21 protein-coding genes and 1 pseudogene are annotated in these 20,371 nt (G+C 56.1%); 8 read left to right on the forward strand and 14 right to left on the reverse strand.

The genetic code is table 11. The features are described from left to right. Positions 1 to 112 precede the first annotated feature (112 nt). The 4 genes from QOL82_RS15875 to QOL82_RS15890 all read left to right on the forward strand — a co-directional run bounded on the left by QOL82_RS15875 (position 113) and on the right by QOL82_RS15890 (position 2,829). Positions 113 to 1,492, forward strand: coding sequence for an RNA polymerase sigma factor (locus tag QOL82_RS15875; protein WP_283443269.1), 1,380 nt, complete (start codon positions 113 to 115; stop codon positions 1,490 to 1,492). 106 nt (positions 1,493 to 1,598) lie between these two features. After that, complete coding sequence (locus tag QOL82_RS15880; protein WP_283443270.1) at positions 1,599 to 2,021, forward strand: VOC family protein; 423 nt, start codon at positions 1,599 to 1,601, stop codon at positions 2,019 to 2,021. 53 nt (positions 2,022 to 2,074) lie between these two features. Continuing rightward, positions 2,075 to 2,458, forward strand: a complete 384-nt coding sequence (locus QOL82_RS15885; RefSeq protein ID WP_283443271.1) for a YciI family protein — start codon at positions 2,075 to 2,077, stop codon at positions 2,456 to 2,458. Positions 2,459 to 2,469: 11 nt separating this feature from the next. Then, the gene (locus QOL82_RS15890; protein WP_283443272.1) at positions 2,470 to 2,829 is read left to right on the forward strand and encodes a DUF1428 domain-containing protein; all 360 of its coding nucleotides are present in this window, start codon (positions 2,470 to 2,472) and stop codon (positions 2,827 to 2,829) included. 486 nt (positions 2,830 to 3,315) lie between these two features. On the opposite strand, the gene QOL82_RS15895 is transcribed toward QOL82_RS15890, so the two are convergent. Then, a complete protein-coding gene (locus tag QOL82_RS15895; RefSeq protein WP_283443273.1) occupies positions 3,316 to 4,131 on the reverse strand; it encodes an energy transducer TonB in 816 nt (271 codons plus the stop codon). Positions 4,132 to 4,224: 93 nt separating this feature from the next. Between QOL82_RS15895 and QOL82_RS15900 the strand changes: the two genes are divergently transcribed. Then, positions 4,225 to 4,677 (forward strand): VOC family protein, encoded by a 453-nt coding sequence (locus QOL82_RS15900; protein WP_283443274.1) that lies wholly within the window; start codon positions 4,225 to 4,227, stop codon positions 4,675 to 4,677. A gap of 473 nt (positions 4,678 to 5,150) precedes the next feature. Here QOL82_RS15900 and QOL82_RS15905 read toward each other — a convergent pair whose 3' ends face one another. The 8 genes and pseudogenes from QOL82_RS15905 to QOL82_RS15930 all read right to left on the reverse strand — a co-directional run bounded on the left by QOL82_RS15905 (position 5,151) and on the right by QOL82_RS15930 (position 12,071). Continuing rightward, positions 5,151 to 5,399, reverse strand: coding sequence for a DUF3297 family protein (locus QOL82_RS15905; RefSeq protein WP_283443275.1), 249 nt, complete (start codon positions 5,397 to 5,399; stop codon positions 5,151 to 5,153). Between the two features lie 293 nt (positions 5,400 to 5,692). Beyond that, on the reverse strand, positions 5,693 to 5,962 hold the full coding sequence (locus tag QOL82_RS29265) for a DUF6228 family protein (RefSeq protein WP_430438497.1): 270 nt from the start codon (positions 5,960 to 5,962) through the stop codon (positions 5,693 to 5,695). Between the two features lie 223 nt (positions 5,963 to 6,185). Continuing rightward, positions 6,186 to 6,431 (reverse strand): hypothetical protein, encoded by a 246-nt coding sequence (locus tag QOL82_RS15910; RefSeq protein ID WP_283443276.1) that lies wholly within the window; start codon positions 6,429 to 6,431, stop codon positions 6,186 to 6,188. 47 nt (positions 6,432 to 6,478) lie between these two features. Beyond that, on the reverse strand, positions 6,479 to 7,054 hold the full coding sequence (locus tag QOL82_RS15915; protein WP_283443277.1) for an MOSC domain-containing protein: 576 nt from the start codon (positions 7,052 to 7,054) through the stop codon (positions 6,479 to 6,481). Between the two features lie 854 nt (positions 7,055 to 7,908). Beyond that, positions 7,909 to 9,531 carry a glycosyltransferase family 39 protein gene (locus QOL82_RS15920; RefSeq protein ID WP_283443278.1) on the reverse strand — a complete coding sequence of 541 codons (1,623 nt, stop codon included), beginning with the start codon at positions 9,529 to 9,531 and terminating at the stop codon, positions 7,909 to 7,911. A 542-nt stretch (positions 9,532 to 10,073) separates the two neighbouring features. Next, complete coding sequence (locus QOL82_RS29270) at positions 10,074 to 10,445, reverse strand: DeoR/GlpR family DNA-binding transcription regulator (protein WP_430438496.1); 372 nt, start codon at positions 10,443 to 10,445, stop codon at positions 10,074 to 10,076. Further along, positions 10,417 to 10,725: a DeoR/GlpR family DNA-binding transcription regulator gene (locus QOL82_RS15925; RefSeq protein WP_346772300.1), complete on the reverse strand. Its 309-nt coding sequence runs from the start codon at positions 10,723 to 10,725 to the stop codon at positions 10,417 to 10,419. The genes QOL82_RS29270 and QOL82_RS15925 overlap by 29 nt, the downstream gene beginning before the upstream one ends. Before the next feature lie 719 nt (positions 10,726 to 11,444). Next, positions 11,445 to 12,071 (reverse strand): annotated as a pseudogene (locus tag QOL82_RS15930) (tyrosine-type recombinase/integrase). A gap of 323 nt (positions 12,072 to 12,394) precedes the next feature. Here QOL82_RS15930 and QOL82_RS15935 point away from each other — a divergent pair. The 3 genes from QOL82_RS15935 to QOL82_RS15945 are packed head-to-tail and all read left to right on the forward strand — an operon-like array spanning position 12,395 to position 14,900. Then, the gene (locus tag QOL82_RS15935) at positions 12,395 to 13,159 is read left to right on the forward strand and encodes an SDR family NAD(P)-dependent oxidoreductase (protein WP_283443279.1); all 765 of its coding nucleotides are present in this window, start codon (positions 12,395 to 12,397) and stop codon (positions 13,157 to 13,159) included. 5 nt (positions 13,160 to 13,164) lie between these two features. Further along, positions 13,165 to 14,190 (forward strand): AraC family transcriptional regulator, encoded by a 1,026-nt coding sequence (locus tag QOL82_RS15940; RefSeq protein ID WP_283443280.1) that lies wholly within the window; start codon positions 13,165 to 13,167, stop codon positions 14,188 to 14,190. A gap of 11 nt (positions 14,191 to 14,201) precedes the next feature. Next, complete coding sequence (locus QOL82_RS15945) at positions 14,202 to 14,900, forward strand: Rossmann-fold NAD(P)-binding domain-containing protein (RefSeq protein ID WP_283443281.1); 699 nt, start codon at positions 14,202 to 14,204, stop codon at positions 14,898 to 14,900. Between the two features lie 422 nt (positions 14,901 to 15,322). Here QOL82_RS15945 and QOL82_RS15950 read toward each other — a convergent pair whose 3' ends face one another. The 5 genes from QOL82_RS15950 to QOL82_RS15970 all read right to left on the reverse strand — a co-directional run bounded on the left by QOL82_RS15950 (position 15,323) and on the right by QOL82_RS15970 (position 20,367). After that, positions 15,323 to 15,904, reverse strand: coding sequence for a PEP-CTERM sorting domain-containing protein (locus QOL82_RS15950; protein ID WP_283443282.1), 582 nt, complete (start codon positions 15,902 to 15,904; stop codon positions 15,323 to 15,325). 1,130 nt (positions 15,905 to 17,034) lie between these two features. Next, on the reverse strand, positions 17,035 to 17,340 hold the full coding sequence (locus QOL82_RS15955) for a hypothetical protein (RefSeq protein ID WP_283443283.1): 306 nt from the start codon (positions 17,338 to 17,340) through the stop codon (positions 17,035 to 17,037). A 198-nt stretch (positions 17,341 to 17,538) separates the two neighbouring features. Beyond that, on the reverse strand, positions 17,539 to 18,423 hold the full coding sequence (locus tag QOL82_RS15960) for an alpha/beta fold hydrolase (protein ID WP_283443284.1): 885 nt from the start codon (positions 18,421 to 18,423) through the stop codon (positions 17,539 to 17,541). Between the two features lie 66 nt (positions 18,424 to 18,489). Continuing rightward, the gene (locus QOL82_RS15965; RefSeq protein WP_283443285.1) at positions 18,490 to 19,161 is read right to left on the reverse strand and encodes a GntR family transcriptional regulator; all 672 of its coding nucleotides are present in this window, start codon (positions 19,159 to 19,161) and stop codon (positions 18,490 to 18,492) included. Between the two features lie 426 nt (positions 19,162 to 19,587). Then, the gene (locus QOL82_RS15970; protein WP_283443286.1) at positions 19,588 to 20,367 is read right to left on the reverse strand and encodes an SDR family NAD(P)-dependent oxidoreductase; all 780 of its coding nucleotides are present in this window, start codon (positions 20,365 to 20,367) and stop codon (positions 19,588 to 19,590) included. Between the last annotated feature and the right edge of the window lie 4 nt (positions 20,368 to 20,371).

Here is a 20,371-nt window from a genome sequence, read left to right on the forward strand (position 1 = left end):
GTTGTTTTACATGCATCATCGCTTCAAAATCCAGATCTGAGAGCTGGGGACGAGAGAAGACAGGGAAACCCGCATCGATGCCGATCGCGGGTTTTTTCTTGGGTGAATCGTTATGACGAAGCGCACCGTGCCAAACGCGGGAAACTCGATCTTTGCGTTAGGAGAGGAGGCGAGTTCAGAATTGCCAGTTTCTGGTGCTGAGGAAAAAGCTCGACTGTCCATACCCAACGTACATTGCTATGCGGATGCCGTTTCAGATTGGTCGACCATGATCGACACTACCCTGGAAGCCCTTTATCGCAAGGACGCGCGCCGTATCTTTGCGACGCTTGTCCGCCTGCTCGGCAATTTCGACCTTGCCGAAGAGGCGCTGCATGATGCATTCATTGCGGCTGCAGAACGCTGGCCTGTCGACGGCATACCGGGCAATCCGGTTGCCTGGCTGGTCTCCGCTGGTCGTCACAAGGCGATCGATCAGCTCCGTCGCCAGCGCCGATTCGCACCGCTGGACGCCACGGTCGAAAATATTGCGGACGAATCGAGCCAGGCTGAAGTGCCGGAAGGCCCCGAGGACGACCGCCTGCGCCTCATCTTTACCTGCTGTCATCCCAGCCTGGCGGAAGAGGCGCGGGTCGCGCTCACGCTGCGCGAGGTCTGCGGGCTCACCACCGAGGAAATCGCGCGGGCGTTCCTGATGGCGCCGCCGACGCTGGCGCAGCGTATCGTGCGTGCCAAGGCCAAGATTCGCGATGCCCGCATCCCGTACCAGGTGCCGGGCGCTGACGAGCTTGGCGAGCGTCTGCAAAGCGTGCTGCGCGTGGTCTACCTTGTCTTTAATGAAGGCTATTCCGCCTCGGCGGGGGCCATGGTTCTCCGCACCCAGCTCTCCGGGGAAGCGATCCGCCTTGGCCGCCTGCTTGCGCAACTGATTCCCGAACCGGAGGTGACCGGATTGCTCGCGCTGATGCTGCTACAGGAGTCGCGCCGCGCCGCGCGGGTGACGTCGGGCGGCGACCTGGTGCCGCTTGAGGAACAGGACCGCAGTGCGTGGGATGCCGTGCTGATAGAGGAAGGCTGTGCGCTGGTGCGACAGTCGCTGCTGTCGAGGCGCTTTGGCGCCTACACCTTGCAGGCGGCAATCGCGGCCGTCCATGCTGGCGCAACGGATGCCGGCGAGACGGACTGGAACGAGATTGTCGGGCTATATGACGTGCTGCTGCGCGTTGAACCCTCTCCGGTTGTCGCGCTTAACCGCGCAGTCGCGGTGGCCATGCGCGACGGGCCGCGCGCCGGCCTTGTTCTGGTCGATGCACTGCTGGAGCAGGAGCCCATGCGCGGCTACCATCTGGCCCACGCGGCGCGGGCCGACCTGTGCCGGCGGCTCGACGAGCCGGAGGCGGCACGCGCAGCCTACGCCACCGCACTGACCCTCGCAAGGCAGGAGCCGGAGCGGCGTTTCCTGCAGCGGCGGCTCGACCAACTGCCAAACTAAAAATTATTCTTGCCGCGTTGTCGATTTGCGTCCTGCCCATTCGACTAGGTAGTGCGACCCCGGAATCGGTCGCAACACCAGGCCAACTCACGGAAAGGAAAACACGATGCCCCAGCCAATAGCCTATCTCTCCTTCGACGGCAACTGCGAAGAAGCCATGCGCTTCTATGCGCAGACGTTGAAGGGCAATATTGAAACAGCCATTCGCAATGCCGATACACCGTGGGCCGAACAGACGCCGCCGGAACATCTGCAGCGCTTCGTGCATATCCGCCTGGCACTGCCCGACAACGGCTTGCTCTATGGCGGCGACTGCCCGCCGACCATCCCCTTTGAAAAGATGACGGGGGTTTCTCTCACGCTGAATTACGATACGGTCGATGAAGCCAGACGCGTCTTCACAGCGCTGGCCGAGGGCGGCCGCATTACGATGGACATGCAGCCCGCATTCTGGGCAAAGGCATGGGGCATGCTGGTTGACCGGTTCGGCATTTCGTGGATCGTCAACGGCGAAGCCATCCCGATCTGAACCCCCGCGCAGCCCGACTGCCGAATGCGCAAACGACGCCACAAGGATCTCTGATGAAATATCTTTGTCTGGTCTATCTCGACCAGGAACACTGGAATGCCTGTCCCGACGCGACCTGCGCTGCCTACGCGCAGCAGCTTGCCGACAGCCAGCGCCTGATTGCCGGTGAACCGCTGTACCCGGTGCACACTGCCACCACCGTGCGTGTGCGCAACGGCCAGACGTCGCTCTACGACGGCCCATTCGCGGAAACCAAGGAGCAGCTGGCGGGCTTCTACCTGGTGGATGCGGCCGACCTCAACGAAGCCATAAGGATCGCCAGCGGCATCCCGCCCGCACGCTACGGCAGCATCGAAGTGCGACCGGTCCGGCAACTCGCCGTGGAGCACGACGCTGCGCGCGATACCAGCGCAATGCCCATGAAAACGAATTTTTAAAGGAGAACATCATGCCCTACGTAGACGGTTTCATTCTTCCCCTCCCGAAAGCCAACCGGGAGACCTACAAGGAGATCGCCACCCGGTGCGGCGCGATATGGCGCGAGCACGGTGCCTTGGAGTTTCGCGAGTGCATTGCCGAAGACGTCAAGCCTGGCAAGCTGACCTCGTTTCCGCAGAGCGTGAACCTGGAAGACGACGAGACGGTGGTGTTCTCGTGGATCGTCTACGAATCGCGCGCGCACCGCGATGAAGTGAACGACAAGGTGATGAAGGACCCGCGCATGGCCGACATGATGAAGCCGGAGTCGATGGTCTTCGACGGCAAGCGCATGGTCTATGGTGGCTTCGAGATGATCGTGGATCTCTGACCTTGCGCTCAGCCTCGTGCGACGCGGATCGACACGGGATGAAATCCTTGACCTTCCGCTGCCATCGCATCGATGCCGGTCGCGGATTCCCTTAGATACCGCACAAGGGGCAAAAAAAAGCCCACCGGAATAAGCACGGTGGGCTAAATCCATCCTTTGGGAGGGTGGAGGAGACAGCGCCACTATAGCCAGCTTCCCGGCAGAAAGTAAATTCCGATTCTGCATATCCACCATATACTTTGTGAATGGCATGGGCAGTGTTTGCCGCCGATAAAGTCTTGAACAAGGCAATAAAGTCTTGAACAGCGGGGTCAATATTTTTGGAATGGCCCTGTGAGACAAGGTCAGGTCACGACCAGGTTCTGCCATGGTTTGGACCGCATCCGACCCAAAGCAGCCAAAGAAGATTTCTCGGAAGCGGACGTTCTCGTAAGGTTGGACATGAGGCGCGGCGCAAAGGGTGCGCTCTAATGGAAGGCTTGGGTTTCACTGCACTTCGAATCGGAATGCCTGCCGCACCGTGGTCTTGACGCGTCTACCGGCCTCAATGGGAGGATCAATCTTCCAAGTACGTGCCACCGACAGCACAGCCTCAAGAAGAACTGGATATTGGTAACTTTTCGGCACGACGCTTTCGACGTCGCCTGCTTCATTGAACAAAATATCAACTATGACATGATCACTCAGATCTGCCCTGATAGCTTGGTCGGGCATGCTTGGCATTGGAGCGCGCAGCAGGCGCATTTCCTTATCTAAGGAATTCTCTGGCACCCGCGTCGGCTTCACCAACCCATCGTTTATTAGGGCGGCCTCAGCCGCAACGCCGGACAGCTGAACTTGTGAACCGACGGTATAGTCGACGGCATATTTCTGCTTCGGAGGGCTGCTGCATGCCACCAGAAAGGGAGCGAGGATAAGGGAAATGGCTAAGGTGTCAGTCATAGTGATCTGCCCTGTGGGCCTTAAGGTTTGACCTGCGCGGTGGGCTAAAGCGAGTGAGGTACGCCATTGCATCCAGAATTGCCAAGTGGCATACGGACCGAGGGCGCCAATTTCCACTTTGAAAGATAGTATATCTACCTTTATGACGTGCGGCATCTCATGAATACGGGAGGCGAAGAAACGCGCCAGTCCTTGTCTCAGCTTGTTCTTAATCGAGGAAGCAGAGGCATCGTTCGCGGAACAACCGGATTGACCGAAGCCAGTCGTCTTTTTATGTTTGCCTCCGGGCAGTGAGCAGTTCCTATGATGGTCCGCTTCGGGCCGACTGTTGCCGTAGCTGAACGGGAAAATTCGACCCATAACGGTCATCTGCTAAGGTAGTGGGGAAGTCCAGACCGGATTCTTAACTCTCGCGTATATCTGCGGCCTTGACTTTTACCATAGGATGCATCTATGAATGACCAAACCTCTACCGTATTGCGCACCGAGCACACTGGGCTGACAGTCGCGTCGATCGATGACGTACTTGAGTTCTGGACTGAAATTCTCGGCTTTCAACTCGTGTATCGCAAAGAGCTTGGCGGTGGGCACGCGATGGAACAAGTCGTCGGTGTGTCGGGGGCTTATTTAAGAAATGCTCTCCTAGAGGGTCCCGATGGATATAAAGTTGAGCTGATTGAGTACGATTCACCGGAAGACCGCGTAGTTTTGAACCAACGTCCATGCGATATCGGTTCGGCTCATCTGACGTTTGCCGTGACCGATCTGTACGCAATGCTAAATCGCATGGCCCCTTATGGATGGATGGCAACCGGCGAACCGCAAACCGCGCCTAGCGGAACAATCATGGTCTACACCCGAGGCCCTGACGGCCACACTATTGAAATTATGCAACATCCGGAGTGAACTACCTGTCGGTGATTACCTTATCTTGGTTGCCACCTGCCGTTTCAATTGAGAACCCGTATCGATACAGCGGCGGGAAGCATACGCCGATCGCGTGCGTCACAACTGCGCGTCTTACGCAAATCTATTCCCAAATTGGTTGTCCCGAAATGGGCGGCAGTCGCCGTAGCTTGGAACGGGCAAAATCGACCCAAACCAGTCAGTTGGCTTCCTCGAAAGCAGACATAGCCGTGTGGTTTTTCGACGATTAAGCTGCCACGCGCAAACGGTTGTCGAGCAACGAGTTGTGTCCGGAACCGTTTTTGCCGAAGGTTTGCGACGTTTGTGTGTTGCGTGCGGAGGTCGATTTGAAATTAACAGCGGCACGTTCGTGAGACGCTCGCCGAAAATGCTAGCGGCCTGATTGACCGCCTGCTTCCATTTCGCAGGCAGTATCTTTCATACTTTATTATGTCGCGCAAGGCATAAAGCCGCTATCGGTAAAAAGGCTCGACCTTGCCTTTTAGCTTGATCGTCATCGGATTGCCCTTGCGGTCACGCGCCTTGCCGGCCGCGACTTTGATCCAACCTTCGCTGATGCAATATTCCTCGACATTGGTGCGTTCCTTGTCATCGAGCTTAATGCCAACATCGTGCTCGAGGACAGGCGCATTGTAGTAAGGGCTGCGCGGATCGATCGCGAGACGGTCAGGAAATGGGGGAAGTTGTGTCATGTCGGTCATGGGCGGGAATTATCTACCATTCTGCTGCGTAAAACAATTTCCCAGCACTGGGTTGCTTTCCTGTCATGCTTTTCAATTTTCTGCCATCACGTCGTGGCGGGTGGATCGCGGAATCCAGCATTTCCCAATACCGATGACCAAGTCCGCAAAGGCCGGCCAATTGCACGTGATGTTGATACCGACCCCGTCCAGCGAGACCACTGCCGTTGGTCGTCCTTGCCATCAACCAATTACGGAAGGCTGATTCCGACCCAAAGCGGCCACAGCGCGCTTCAATTAACTGCTTTCATTAGTTACCTTTGGAGTGTCGCAACTTCTTCCGCAATTCGATCAAGCTGACCTAGCTCAGATTCAATGCCAGCCACAACCTGCCACTCCTCGGGAGCGCCTTGCAGCCCTCTCAACTCGACTTGAAATACTACCCCTCCGAGGGAGCTGCATGTCGCCGAGAGCTTCAAATCCCCTTCAAGGGACACCCAAGTCCGTATGCCTTGCCAAGGTTGCTGCTGTTCCCTAAGTGCTACGAAGAAGTCGATGAATGACGCGAGGTCTTCCGATTCCATCCAAATAGACGATGTCGCTGATATCGGAAAGCCCAATAGGTCGACTTTGAGATAGCCGCGTGTTCCTTTGCTGATCTGAAGTGTGCGGTCTGACGCTGATGAGCGGATGGTAAGCAAGTAGTAACCTCAACTGAAATTCTGAACCGGATGATCGTCTGCTATTGGCCGACTGTTGCACTAGCCGGAACGGGGAAAATCGACCCAGAGCGCACACGGCGATAGGCTACTCAAGCCCGGCATTGACCGACAAGCCAACTTGAGCATGAGGATTCGAATTTCCTAGATGGACGCTTAGGTACAATTCTGGGTTACTCGATCGAGCCACATCAAGTTCTGCTGCTGCATTTATTAAAAACTCTCCAACAACACGCAGTTCCTCCGGCGTTCCGCGAAAAACCACATCCATAAGCGTGACCGGAAAAATACATCCCTCGGCATCTGCCTCCTCCGGGAAGCCAACAATACGCATCTGAATCCTAAGTTAGTTAAACGTCTCCTGCTGGCCGTCAACGGCAGTTAGACTCGCTCAAGCGGTCGATATGGCGGGGGTGGAAGTTGGATTGTTATCAGGTCGCCTGGCCGCACCGTTCCGCTTTGCGATACTACAGACATCACTCCTGCTTTCCGTATAACGATGCCGTTTCGATCCCGGCTTACTACTTCTTTGAGCAGCCCTGGCATGTAGTTATCGATTTGGGCGCACGGATTTCTTAATCCAGTAATGCGAACCACTGCAGAAGTTCCAATACAGAGCAGCGAATCAACAGGCAATCCAAGCAAATCAATTCCTTCGGTCGTGATATTTTCTCCAAGTTCACCAGCCTTTATCGGATAACCGGATTGAACAAGTTCATTATGCAGTTCGCAATGGATTAGGTGCACTTGACGTAAGTTGGCTTGCGACGGGTCTTGTGCGACTCTAGACCGATGTTGAACAGTGGTTCCTGCATGTGCGTCTCCCTCCACGCCGTAGCCTTCTAGCAAAGAAATCTGAGGCATTTCCGTCTTGCTAAATAAATGTTCTTCGCTTGAGCTGACAGCAACTACTTTTCCACGTAAAGAGAAGTTTGCAAGTGCATCAATGTTAGGCATAACTATCTTTCTAGGCGGAATATCTGTCTAGACTGCCAGCAAAGTGTTGCACAATCAATAGCAGATTAGCGGCATATGAAAATGTCTGCTCCTGGCCGCCTGTTGCCGTAGCTGAACGGGAAAATTCGACCCGAAGCGGTCCTTCCTTCCCAACACGGGCAACCTAAAAACTAAGCATTAGAAGTGAAGCAGAAGTTCATCGCGCGCGATCTGGAGAGTATAATATTTCCAAAAATAAACTTATTTAACCGTATTGTTTGATTATCAAAATACAAAGCTCTGGACCATATTCGCTCGGACCAATGCGTGGAAAGCAGAAGTTCAAAATCAGACAATAGCATTCAGAACGGATTATTCTATAGGTATAAAGGGATGGTGGCGTGATATGTCTTCCTATTTGGATTATTTTTTATCGCGCTTGGACTTTTTAAGGAAATAATTTGAAGAATAGCCACCGAAATTTTTTAGAAGCGTTATTGATAGGAATGTCGATCGGGATAACTTGTACGATAATCTTCTTTATTATGTCCATGAGTGCCGCATTCTTAGTAACTGCAGATGGACAAGCCCCAACCTTCACCTATGTAATGATCAAGCTAAACGATATACCAGTTTCACTCTTAGGGCTTCCTAATCGAGGTACGGCAGCCCCTGCTTCGTTATTTTGGGGCGCCCTCATTGGAGGCATTACATTTTTCTTCAAAATCTTTAGGATTAAATTATAAATCTTTTTTAGAAAATCGTTATAAAGCTGCAAGAAGCTCATGCAGCAATATGGGAAACAGCCGTCGCGGTTCGTCTTGCCCGGCTAACGACGATTGACAATAGAACGGCTTGCTTAGCCTTAGGCGCGATCACTTGCTCATTCCCTCCATCACGCCAACTTCCCAGCCATCATTGGTCCATACTACGCGGTGCGCCGGATGGGTATCAAGAGGAATATCGCCTTTGCGGGCAAGATAGCCGTATGGTGTACCGGGCGTCAGGGCATCCTTGTGAAAGACGTATCGTCCGAAGCGGGCCACATCATATACGCCATCGTGAATGGTATAGACAGCTTCGCGCTGGAAATCGCGCGGCGGATACTGCGTGAAGACCAGGGTATAAACATAGGGCAACAGCATATTCGAGGAGATATGCACCTGCGCTACCGGCAGGCTTTTCGCCGCGCCGAACGCTTCCTCCAGCCCTGCATTGAAGTGCTCGCGTATCTCCCCTTCCTTGTAGTGTCTAAAGTAATGTCCTGCCGCCAGTCCACCTTCTGCCAGCAGCCACAGCAACAAGCACCCCCAGAGCAATCGCCCCGGCACGCGCGCAGTTAGGATACTGATTAGCCGTTCGGCGGCCCATGCTGCAAGCACGATGGCGGGGAGGTAGAAATGATTGAAGCGATTGACGTTTTGCACAAAGAGCGCGAGCAAAGGCAGCGCTGCAAGTGCCCAGCATAGGTATATGCTCAGCACTATTTGCTCCGATGATGGCCGCCCCTTTGCCCGCCGTACCCGCAGCAGCACATAGGCCGCCCCGCAAATACCCACAATCGCCAGTGGCCACGTGGGCAGCAGCAGCAGTGGATAACCCTGCATCTTATTGTAGGGCGTATGATCATCAAAACCGTTCGCGAAGAAGGCGAGATTGTGGCGCAGGGTGCTTAGCCAGCCGCCGCTCACCTGGCTCAGGCGTGTAGCGGGCAGCATGGGGGTGGAGAAGGGTAGTCGGTCGGTCCAGGCAAGATTGTGACCCAGCACCTGATTTTCGAGGAAGAAGATGGCAAAGGGTAACGCCAGCAGCGCTGCTGGCAACAAGGCCAACAGCCACATCCGCCCGCGCTGCCGGAACCGCTGCCAGTGCAGCACGAGCAACATCCCCGCCATCAGCGGGAGCACGAGGGCGGTGGTGCCGTAGCAGTATAGCGCCAGCGCAAAGGGCAGCAGCGAAGGCAGGATGTATCGACGCTTTCCGCTGATGAGCCCGCGAGATAAGAACACGCAGCCGAGTAGCATGAAGAAGGGCACTAGGTTGCACTCCAGCCCCCAGCGCGAAAGCATGAAGTGCCAGGGCACAATGGCTATGAGCAGCATCCCCAGGAGTGTCGTTCGCCGCCCCAGCGGTCGCAGGCCCCAACCCAGGAGCGGCACCGTGAGGAGGCCTAGGATAAGCGGCACAAGCCGCGCGGTGAACACCGACAATCCAAACCACCGCACGATGGGCGCGGAGAGATACGAGAGGAGCACGCTCTGCCCACTGCCCCAGCTCGGGAAGTAAGGCGGCAGCACATTGCCCCAGCGGTCGGCGCCGGTGAGGGCAAGGCAATAGGCTTCGTAGGCGCTGCTCGCCTCATCCTGATTGAAGCCAGGCGGGATGTGCGGATAATCGACGATGCGCAGCGCCGCGCCGCCCAGAATGATAAGGACAAACAGGGCGCGGAATGTGCCTCGCGATAAATAAGCCGGCCTGCTGGGCGCGGAGGATGCCATGGCAGAGTAAGGTCTCAACTTGGGTTTAACAACAATAAACACAGCGTCATTGCGAGGGCTTCGCCCAGCGCTGCGACGCAGCAATCCGTACATGTTAGAATAACATGTACGGATTGCTGCGTCGCAAAACTTCCTCGCAGTAACACTGCGTTTATTTTTTAAGGCTCCACGCCTATAGGATTTGGTCTTCCTCCTTAATCTGACCGTCTCACTAATCTCGCTTAAGCACCCCTAGTTTCGGATTGCTGATACGCCGTTGATGCGGATGCTCGTGACTATCAATCATGCCTTGGGACGCAGTGATTCGACTATCATGCCTAAAGCCGAAACAGGATTTTGGTCGGATTACCGCACTTTTTTACTTGCACGTTGCACATGCTTTGGTCGCTCGGATCCGCTTTCCTCCATAAATCGGTTCGTGTTTTTACGTGTATCAAGGAACACCTATTGGCCTGGTTCTGCCGAATCGCGATGCGCAAAATCACTCTTAAGGGACATACCTCTATTTCTGGAGCGACGATTTCTTGCCGGACCTACATGTCTTATCGGAGGACGGTTTCGGTAACTAGGACGTTCACGTCCGGCAGTGCCCTAAATGGGTCCAGGTGTGCCGAACCTGCGCCTCGATCTTTAATCAGGGTCCATGGCCTGTCCAGCGGCGTCCATGCATGATGGCCCGAGAATCCGAGCTTTAAAGAGTTGGCAAGCACAAATATTTCAGTAGCCTGTCCAATCATCTTCGCTTTGAGTGCAGCTTGGTCTACGTCCGCTTCGCATAGGCCGCGACCGGCTACAAGGCCCTCGGCACTGAGAAAAAGTTTGTCCGCGGTCATTCGGCCCAACGCCAGTTCTGCCAGGGGCCGAAAGTGCCCATGCTCATCTTCCTCATTCGCCGCCGATGACGGTGACGGCAATTTCTTCTTCGTCGGCGAACAAAGGCAAAACCATTAAGTTGTTGGTAATGACATGCAGGCCGTGCCTCCTCACTAGTTGCGTGGCGAGCGTTGCCGTCGTCGTCCCGGTATCCAGAATCAGCGTGTCGCCGTCCTTCACTATCGTTGCCGCCAGCCGTGCTATTGCCTCTATCTCTGCGCTCTCAGTGGCAACACGCTGATTGACTGCCAGACGAGGCAGATGCGCAGGCGACGGGGCGGCGCCGCCGTTACTCCGTTGCCGAGCCCTACACCGCAGTATGCAAGTCGTTTTTCAACAGTTTGATAAATTATTGAAACGGTGATCTCGGCTTATAGGGCGTCGCAATAATGTGCCGCTGCGACCTGAACGGGAGGTACGTTTGGATTTTTATCGAGACGGGCGAATGAAATTCATGAGTTGATAATTAAAGTCATCACCAAGGAAGCGGCCCTCTGTTTCTTTACGATTTCTGTCATATTCGTCAGGTTGATACTTCTTATAAAACAACAAAATTGGACTAACCAGACCTAAGTTTTTATACATAGGAAATGTTGAAATATTAGGAATTAAAGGTTTTATTATGTCGACATTTTCCCTTGCACTTTCGATCGCTCCTGTGCTTGCAGCAATTGCTACTCGTACACTAACGAGCATTTTCAAATAAAAGGGACTACTACGATCCTTTTCGGCCGTGTGGGTGCTCAATTTCTTTATTGGATCTTGAACGATTAAAGTGATGGCGGCGCATGCGCATGCGCTTGCGGCTTGCGGCTTGCGGCTTGCGGCTTGGAGCTTGCAGAAATAATCATCGATTTTGGCTTTGCTTTGATGGAATGCGACACGACTGCAAACCGAAAAAGCTCAGGTCGGTACTGTACCTAGACCGCGCATTGACGTCCGCTATGGAATGGTAAGCGGACGAAGCAGGTGCTGTGATGAATGACCGCTTGTGGCCGGTCAGCGCTCGTTTCGGTGACGGGATATCTGCCGGCCTACCGCTAAATTTCTGTCTGCTCGGCTATTTCGAGCGCGTCATCTACTTCGATTCCAAGGTAACGCACCGTGCTCACAAGCTTGGTATGGCCAAGCAGCAACTGAACGGCCCGAAGATTCTTCGTGCGGCGGTAGATTAGCGTTGCTTTCGTTCGCCGCATGGTGTGGGTACCATAAGAAGCAGCATCCAACCCGATCGAACGCACTCACGAGGCGACGATGCGCGCGTACTGCCGGGTGGACAAGTGAGGCGACTTCGCGACCCTGCTGGGAAACAGGCACTGGTTCGCTGCGAGATGAGCCTTTTCGATTCAGCTAGCTACTGACTGTCGCGTTTGCTCAGTAATCTCGAACTGGACTGGACGATGTGTCTTGCGCTGCATGACCACTGCGCGCGCAAAGATGCTTTTGCCCTGCGCGATATCACAGTCTCGCAGACTGACCAAGTCGCAGCCACGCAGCTTGCTATCGATGACAAGATTAAACAGCGCTAGATCTCGCACCTTGCCTGCAAGCCGCAGCCGAATGCGGATAGCCCAGATTTCTCTCAGCTTCAACGGCGCCTTCTGCCCAACCAAGCGGCCTTTCTTCCATCGCACAGAGATGATGGGGGTACCAGAATGGGATTTCATGAGATTCTCCTTTGAAAAAGGAGCCCCATTTTCTTCCTGCGAGGGGCGTTTGCCGACCCTGTCCGGACGTTGGTGCCGCGGTCAATTGAAGGTCTGCTTTCATCAGGAACCGGTCGATTACGGTTAGGACGCTAACTATTTCGTTCCTGATGGGTGGTGTGATAGCGGTGAACGACATCACGTACCGGTCAAACACTAATTTTGGCGTATTCTGTTAGTAGGGTGGCGCGTTCCGCATATAGTCGTCAGGGCATTATTCCTATACTCCTTACATGCAGTTTCGAAGTGCCAACTGTATGTTTAACCATCTCAAGGAGTTTGCAATGTTCAAACAAGTCGCCCTTATTACCGGCGGTGCCACCGGCATCGGTAAAGCTGTCGCTCTCAAGCTCGTCGCTCAAGGCGTTAACGTCGTCATGAGCGGTCGCCGAGCAGAAGTCGGCGCGGTTGCCTTGGCCGAAGTCTCAGCAGCCGCACGCGACGGTGCCCAAGTTCGCTTCGTCCAGAACGACGTCGCGGACGAAACTGCCGTCAAGACGATGATTGACGGAATCGTGGCCGAATTCGGCCGTCTCGACATGGCTGTCAACAATGCCGGCCTGTCCAACGAAACCGGCACGCTCCTGGAATCGAGCAGCGACAACTATCGCGCGATGGTTGACACCAACATCATGGGTGTCTACTTCAGCATGAAGCACGAACTCGCCCAAATGGTGAAGCAAGGCAATGGCGCCATCGTGAACCTTGCCTCCATCGCCGGGCTGAACGGCATCGCTTGGGCGGGGCCGTACAGTTCCACCAAGCACGCTGTCGTCGGCCTGACCAAGTCGTCCGCCCTCGACCATGCCACTCAAGGCATTCGCGTGAACGGTGTGGCTCCTGGCGCCATCAAGACAGACATCATTGCCGCCCAGCTCGAAGGCGGCGACCCGAACTACGACGAAACCAGCATATCTGCGATGCACCCTATGAATCGTCTGGGGCGGCCGGAAGAAGTAGCGAATGCCATCAGCTGGCTGCTCTCGGACGAGGCTAGCTTCGTCACCGGTCACATTCTCAACGTGGATGGCGGCTTCCAAGCCAAATAAACATAATGACCACCTCTGTTCCAGACAAAATGAAGGTACCTGGCGCGCTGTGGGAGGGCCTCAAGCGGGTTGAACTCGACCGTGCCGAGGTAGTCCGCCGCGCAGCACTGCCGCTCACTGTGCTGAAGGACGATACGCAGATTTCCACGGCACAGTTTTTCGCACTATTTCGCGCCATCGAAGCCGTTAGTCGAGACGCGACTATCGGGCTACGCATCGCATCCGGTCTGGATGGGGCTGTCATGCCCTTGGCTTTCGTCGCTGCTCAGCATGCTAGGGACTTCCGTGATGCGCTGAATCGGGTGGCCCGGTTCAAGCGTCTGTGCACGCCCGAGGATGTTGTACTCGTGGAGGATGGTGACCGCAGCGACATCGTTTTCCGCTGGCCACATGCTGCCCCTGATTCGATTCCATATTCCCTAGTCGATGCCACGATGGCGTCGCTCGTGGAGCTTGGCCGCAGAGGAACTTCAGAACGGTTGATACCAGTCGCGCTGGCGTTGGCCCGTCCTGAGGCATCGAGGTCCGCGCTCGAACGATATTTTGGCTGCCAAGTTAGGTTTAATGCCGCGAAAGACCGTATTAGTTTCCGGCGAGATGACCTCGACAAGCGATTCGTCACTTACAACAGGGACTTGTTGGAGGTTATTGCGCCAGAACTGGACCGGCGTCTTGAACACCATTTGATGTCGGGTTCTGTTGCTGAGCAGGCCCGCTGGGTACTGCGCCGGCGGTTGACGGCTGGTCGGCCGGACATTCGTTCGGTCGCAGCAGAACTGGCTATGAGCGAACGCTCCCTACAGCGGCACCTGACGGATGAAGGTGTCAGTTTCCAGGCCCTTGTGAGTGATACGAGACATCAGTTGGCACTTGAGCATTTGTCTGACGCTTCCTTGACGCTCATTGAAGTTGCCTACATGCTTGGCTACGAAGACAAGAATTCGTTCTTCCGAGCCTTCAGGCAGTGGGAGGAACAAACGCCATCGGAGTGGCGAGTCGCAAATCTAGCGAATCGCTCAATGAATGGGTAGGGTCGGTTACGATGAGAGTTCTTATTTTTGGAGCCACCGGCATGGTGGGTGGCGGCGTTCTGCGCGAGTGCCTACTTGCGGCTGACGTTGAACGAGTGGTTTCCATCGGTCGTTCGGCATTGCTGTTGGACCATCCAAAACTGGTTCAGGTGGTGCGTCCGAATTTTGCGACAGACACATCCGAAATTACGGATGATGACCTGCGCAACGTGGATGCCTGCTTTTTCTCCCTTGGGGTATCGGCATCGGGCCTCTCTGAGGAGAAATACACAGCGCTGACATACAGTCTTACGATGGCGGTGGCTAAGCGCCTTAGCCGCTTCAGCCCGCAGGCGAGTTTCGTTTATGTATCGGGCGCAGGGGCAGACAGCAGCGAACAAGGTTCAAGCATGTGGGCCAGGGTTCGGGGTAAGACGGAGAACGCACTGCTACGCATACCATTCAAGCATGTACATGTTTTGCGTCCGGCAGTTATTCAGCCCTTGAACAACGCAGTGTCCAAGACTGATTCCTATCGCATCTTCGATAAAGTCTTGAGCCCCTTGCTCACTCTTGGCCGGAAGCTGTTCCCGTCACATGTTCTAACCACCGAAGTTATCGGTCAGGCTATGCTCCAGATTGCACGCAGGGGAGCGCCGGTATCTGTGTTGAACGCAGCCGCCATCTATAAAGTTGCATGCTCATCAGTAGAAGCTAACTCAAAGAGATGACAGCAATCAGATAGCAATGGCTGCTTCCGAAATCACAACGGCCCTTTGCAGCCGACCGCTGTTGGGGTGGACGAGTTTCCGCTTTTGGCCGAACATGGCCCGATAGCGAACCGGAGCTATCGACCCTTTGCTGCCGTTCCTCTAGATTTGGCTGACGGCTGCTTTCATAACATTAGCAGAAGCTACCTGTGCCGGACGAGTAAAACGCATTCCTATAGTTTGGTTGGCACCTTCATCTACTCTTGATAACCTCTTTTATCAAAGTAAAACAGCCGCGAAGTCGGACTGGACCGTGGCGGCGTCATGGCAGGGACAAGTGAATGTGAAAGGGTAATGGAAACATAGGGAAGGCTAAGCTGCAGGCGAACTGGCCAACAAAAAAGCCCGCACGCGGCGGGCTCATCTGACTTACCGGGAAACGCTTATTTTTTGGCTGACTTGCGGCGCGCTGCTGTGAAAGCCAGCAGACCCAATCCTAGCATTGCAACCGTACCCGGTTCTGGCACTTGGGCCGTTACGTTAATGTTGTCAAAAGAATGATACGGGCTGGCTTGTGTCCACCTCACAGAGGTCACGTTGTCGAACGACGTACCGAAGTTAAAGGTTTGCAGGTTATTCGCCGAATTTGTCCTGAACTCAGTCGAGGTGGTGCTGCCGTTCAGTAAAGTTCCAGTAAAAGTCACCGTGACTTGATAGCCACCATCTAAGCTATCCAGACCGATACTATCGAGGGAAAAAAGGCCACCGCCGATTTTTGTTAAGACCGTGACACCATTTATATTATTGTTGAAAAAGCCAGTGTTTCCGTCGTAACCAACGCTGCCCGAGTGAATCGAAGCAAAACCGTTAGTACCAGTGGTATCGAGTTGAAAGCCGTCTTCCTCATAGTGCTTTCCTCGATTGACGTCGCCATTGTTGCCAGTTAAGGAATTGAAGTCCATGACAACCGCACTAGCGTTGAATCCGACAGTAGCGAGCAGAGCAGCGAGCAGAAAGCGTTTCATTTGATAATCCCTGAAAGTGATTGTTTGTTGTACAGGGATAGAGCAGTTTTCATGCCAACAGGAAAATGTTTATTATTATCAATGACTTAATGTTTCTACAAAGAAAATTAGTTGCTGCAGTGTAAAAGTTTCCGACATAACAACTTTCAGCAGCAGAAAGAAAGTTGATATGAGATGAAGAGCTAAGCGCAGATATCCTGTCCAAAGACCTAGTGCACATGGCGTCTCTCATTGAAAAAGCGGTGAGCATCGGGCAGTTTGTTTTGTGCAGTCAAAATTTCTAAGCTCGCGGCCAACGATTGGCCCTTTGGTAGGAAAGGCATCGCGCTGACTGCAGTTTGTATAAAAGCTGACGCTCACCGGTTTCATGCGACCGACTGAAAATGGCCGCATGCAGACAAAGGGCTACGCCAAGTTGTTCAAGACTCTAGTGACTCCCCGCTCGTGGCATGGGCAGCATATCACTCTGATTTGTATAGGGCGCTTGTTCAAACCTTTATTGGCGGGCAACAGGCAGGGACAGAATCTGAGTCGGCCGTTTCGGGTCGCGCCATTCCGATGAGGGGACGAATGCGACCGAGGCAATTCCGTTACTGCTTCCTTTCAGCGGTCTTCTGCCGAGGCTCAACAATGATGCGCCTGCCTTATGGCGTTGCCGGTACCCGTTCCCACGGACTGCGACATTGGGCGACGTAGGGATAGTACCGGCCCGAGTCGCGGCAGTAATACCAATACCCGCGCGGAGACGCCGACATGCCTGGCGCCGGGAGCGGAGGGAGCGGCTCTCCGGGGGCGAGCGCCAGGGGCGGCTGGTAAGGATCCGGGAAGGGATACACGGGCGCCGGATACCAGTACCATGCCGGCCCAACCGTCCACCACCAGCCCTGCCGTCCACCGTGCACGCCATGCACCCAGCGGCCCGAACGCCAGCGATGAATGTCATGGTCGTGGAAACGGTGTATATCCCCATGCCACTGCTGCCGCGCCGCGCCTCGCCGCGACCGTGATGGCGCTCCTGCGCCGGAGCGGGCAGGGCGACCGTTGCAAGCAGGAGAATGAAGCGGGATTCTTTCGCGCGAATCATCATGCACCTCTGGACCATAGGCAATTCCAGGAAGCTGAAAACGGCATCAACGATGATGATGTCCGCCGCCGCCCCGGTAACCAAAGTTCAAGCCGAATGAAACCGGCGGAGCGGCATAAACCGGGGCCGGCGGATAGTAGGAATACGGCGCTCCGCCGTAGACCGGCGGCGGACTATAGACGACGCAGCCGCCAAGCAAGGTCGACGCGGCGCCTGCCGCCAAAAGGATACGCACTGGGGTCTTCATGAGAGTTTTCTTTCCAGCACAATTATAGAAATCCTCTAGGGACGCGCGGGCGGTTTTACGCTTTCTTACAAACCCGGTTTCATCAACACGGAAGGATGGAATCAATGCCCTGCCATCCGCCGGAATTGGCGGTCAAAGGCGAGCGCTCGCCTTCACGACCTTGGGGGCTATTTGCGGGCCGCAGAGACGGCCGGCATTGAGAAGCTGTCCATGCACGTTTCCCTTACCCCGACACGGCCGCGAAATAGCGCTAACTGGTAAGGTCGCCGCATCGTCAGGCGGGGATGGCGATGCCGCCGTTCGTCATTCCCTGCCAAGGAAGCGGATGAGTTCGTCACCGATCCGCTCAGGCGCTTCCCGCTGCGGGAAATGGCCGATCCCGTCGCAAACGACGCGCTCGTAGCGCCCAGTGAAATAATGCGCGCGGCCGGCGGATGTTTCCGGTGGATTGACCCGGTCGTCTTTCCCGTGAAGGACCAGGGTATCGACATCCAGGACCGGGGCCGGATTCAATGCGGCTTCGGCGCCGTCATAGGCAGGGTCGCCTTCGGCATGGCCCCAGCGGTGCCGGTAGGAATGCAGGGTCACATCGGCCCAGTCCGCCTGGTCGAAGGCGGTGGCGGTTGCTGCAAACTCGTCCGGGTTATTCCATGGGCCAGGTGGCGACCAGGTATCCCACATGAATTTCGCGAATGCGCGGCCGTCGGTGCGCACCACCTGGTCGCCGCGCGGCGTGGCCATCAGCCAGTGGTACCAGTAGTTGCGCAGCATTTCCATCGATAGCGCCTGGTCCGGCTGGTTGGTCCCGTACCCCACAGAGAGCATCGCCAGGTGACTGGCGACGCCGGGACGCAGGCCGCAGGCGTTCGCGGCGGCACGCGCGCCCCAGTCGTGGCCGATGAGGGCAGGCTTGTCCAACTGGAGCGCATCGATGAAGTCCAGCAGGTCGCATCCAAGAGCGGCAAGCTGGCCCGAGCGGATTTTGCCCGGGTCGCGGAAAGTCGTTGGCGCGAACCCGCGGACCGCCGGCACAAGCACCCGCCAACCCGCGTCGGCCAGCCTGCCTGCCACCCCGTTCCAGGTGCGCGGACTATCCGGCCAGCCGTGGATGCAGATCGCGGTACGGTTGCCGCTTTCATTTCGCTCTCCATAGCCGATGCGCAGTGTCGGCGTATCGATGAATTTCATGGGGATCCCCCGGTTTTTCAACGGGCTTCGGGGGAAGTGCGGTCGCCCCATTACCGCCGGATGTTGTCAGGTTTCGACAGGCTGCTGCGCATGCAGGCGCGCAATCATGAAATCGGCGGCGTTGGTGATATGGCGCCGCGCAAGCTTTTCCGCCAGTTCGGAATTTCCGGCCATGATCGCGTCCAGGATCTCCACGTGCTGGTCCCATATGTTTCGCGGCCGTTCGTCGCGCATCAGCACTTCGCCCATCACGCGCTGCGTCTGCACCCAATTGGACTCCATCGCGGGCGCAATCAACGGGTTTTCCGAAAGCTGATAAATGAATTCATGAAATTTCATATCTGCCGCAATCATTCGCGTCACCGAACCGCTCAGCACCGCCTTGCGGCCGTTCTCGATCAGACCGGGCCCGATCTTCTTCGCCAGCGCTGCATTCCTTTCCGCTGCCTTGGCGCAGGCCAGCCCTTCCATGACGGCCCGAATATCGTACATATTCCGCACATGGTCGAGATCCATGGGCGCAACGATGAGTCCCCGCCCGGGGGCGTCATGCAGCACGCCCTGATTGCGCAACAGCAGCAGCGCCTGCTGCACCGGTTGCCGGGACACGCCGAGCAGCTGCGCAATCTGTTCCTGGATGATCCGGCTTCCCGGCGGGAGCTTGCCTTCGGCGATTTCAGAGAAAATGGCGGCGTAGACTTGTTCCACCAGCTTTGGAGAGGTTGCCAATTCCTTCATGAAAATACTTTCTTAAAATATCTATGCGAAAGATAGCATATGCGCGGCCCGGGCCAGCGTCAGCACAAGCTATCGTTTTTGGCGAACCGCATCGGACTCGACAGCGGCGCCAGTAAAGCCGCATCGCGGCGAACCGGCAAGCGCGCGTTGGCAACGATTATGGCCTTTCATACGATCCCCAATACGTTCGTCATCCCTTCGTCTTCCGTCGCGGCGCGCATGATTCGCCGGCAGGACACGCTCCCGAAACCGGCGCCGGATAATGCAGCTTGCGACCTGTCGATCCGCGCCGTCGCCGCCCCGTTTGCCGGTATGCCGCTTACTGCCGGCCGCTGCGCCGGTCCGGCGAACCTTCCCTGCCCTCCACCCAAGCGCGGAACGAATGCTCTCAACGAACCGCGGACTGGCAAGCCCATCGTCACACCTTCAAAGGGAACTGACCAGATGACCGCCGTCGACCGCGACGATGGCGCCGCTCATGTGACGGCCGGCCTCGCTTGCCAGCAGGAGCAGCGGGCCGTCGAGGTCTTCCGGCAGGCCAAAACGGCGCGTGGGAATGCGGGACCGCAGTTTTTCACCGGCCTGGCTGGCGAGGAAATCCCGGTTGAGGTCCGTCACAATGTAGCCGGGCAAAAGCCCATTTGCCCGGATGTCGTAGCGCGCCAGTTCGAGCGCCAGGGTCTTGGTTGCCTGCACCAGGGCCGCCTTGGAAATGGCATAGGGGGCCACGCCGCCCGCCACGCGCTGCCCGAGAATGGAGGCCACATTGACCAGGCTGCCGCCCTTGCCGGCGGCGACCATGCGCCTTGCTGCTTCCTGCGCGATCAGCCAGCTGCCTTTCAGGTTGGTGTCGACGACGCTGTCCCAGTCCTGCTCGGTCTGCTCGAGCAGCGCCTTCGTGATGGTGACGCCGGCATTGTTGACCACGATGTCCGGGCAGCCTGCGCGGGCGTCGATCTCGTCGAAGCAGCCGTGAACGGCGGCCGATTGCGTGACATCAAGGCCGACGGCCACCGCGTTCACGCCCAGCGCGCCAATCTCGTCAACCAGCGAAGCGAGCTTTTCGGCACGCCGCGCAGTGACGACGACATCGGCGCCGGCGCGGGCCAGTACCCGCGCGAAATGCCGTCCGAGTCCGCCGGAGGCGCCGGTGACCAGCGCCAGGCGGCCGTCGAGCCGGAAGATGGATTCAATCGCCCTGTCCATGATC

The organism is Noviherbaspirillum suwonense (assembly GCF_900182955.1).
In the GTDB taxonomy this organism is placed as follows: Bacteria; Pseudomonadota; Gammaproteobacteria; order Burkholderiales; family Burkholderiaceae_D; genus Noviherbaspirillum_A; species Noviherbaspirillum_A suwonense.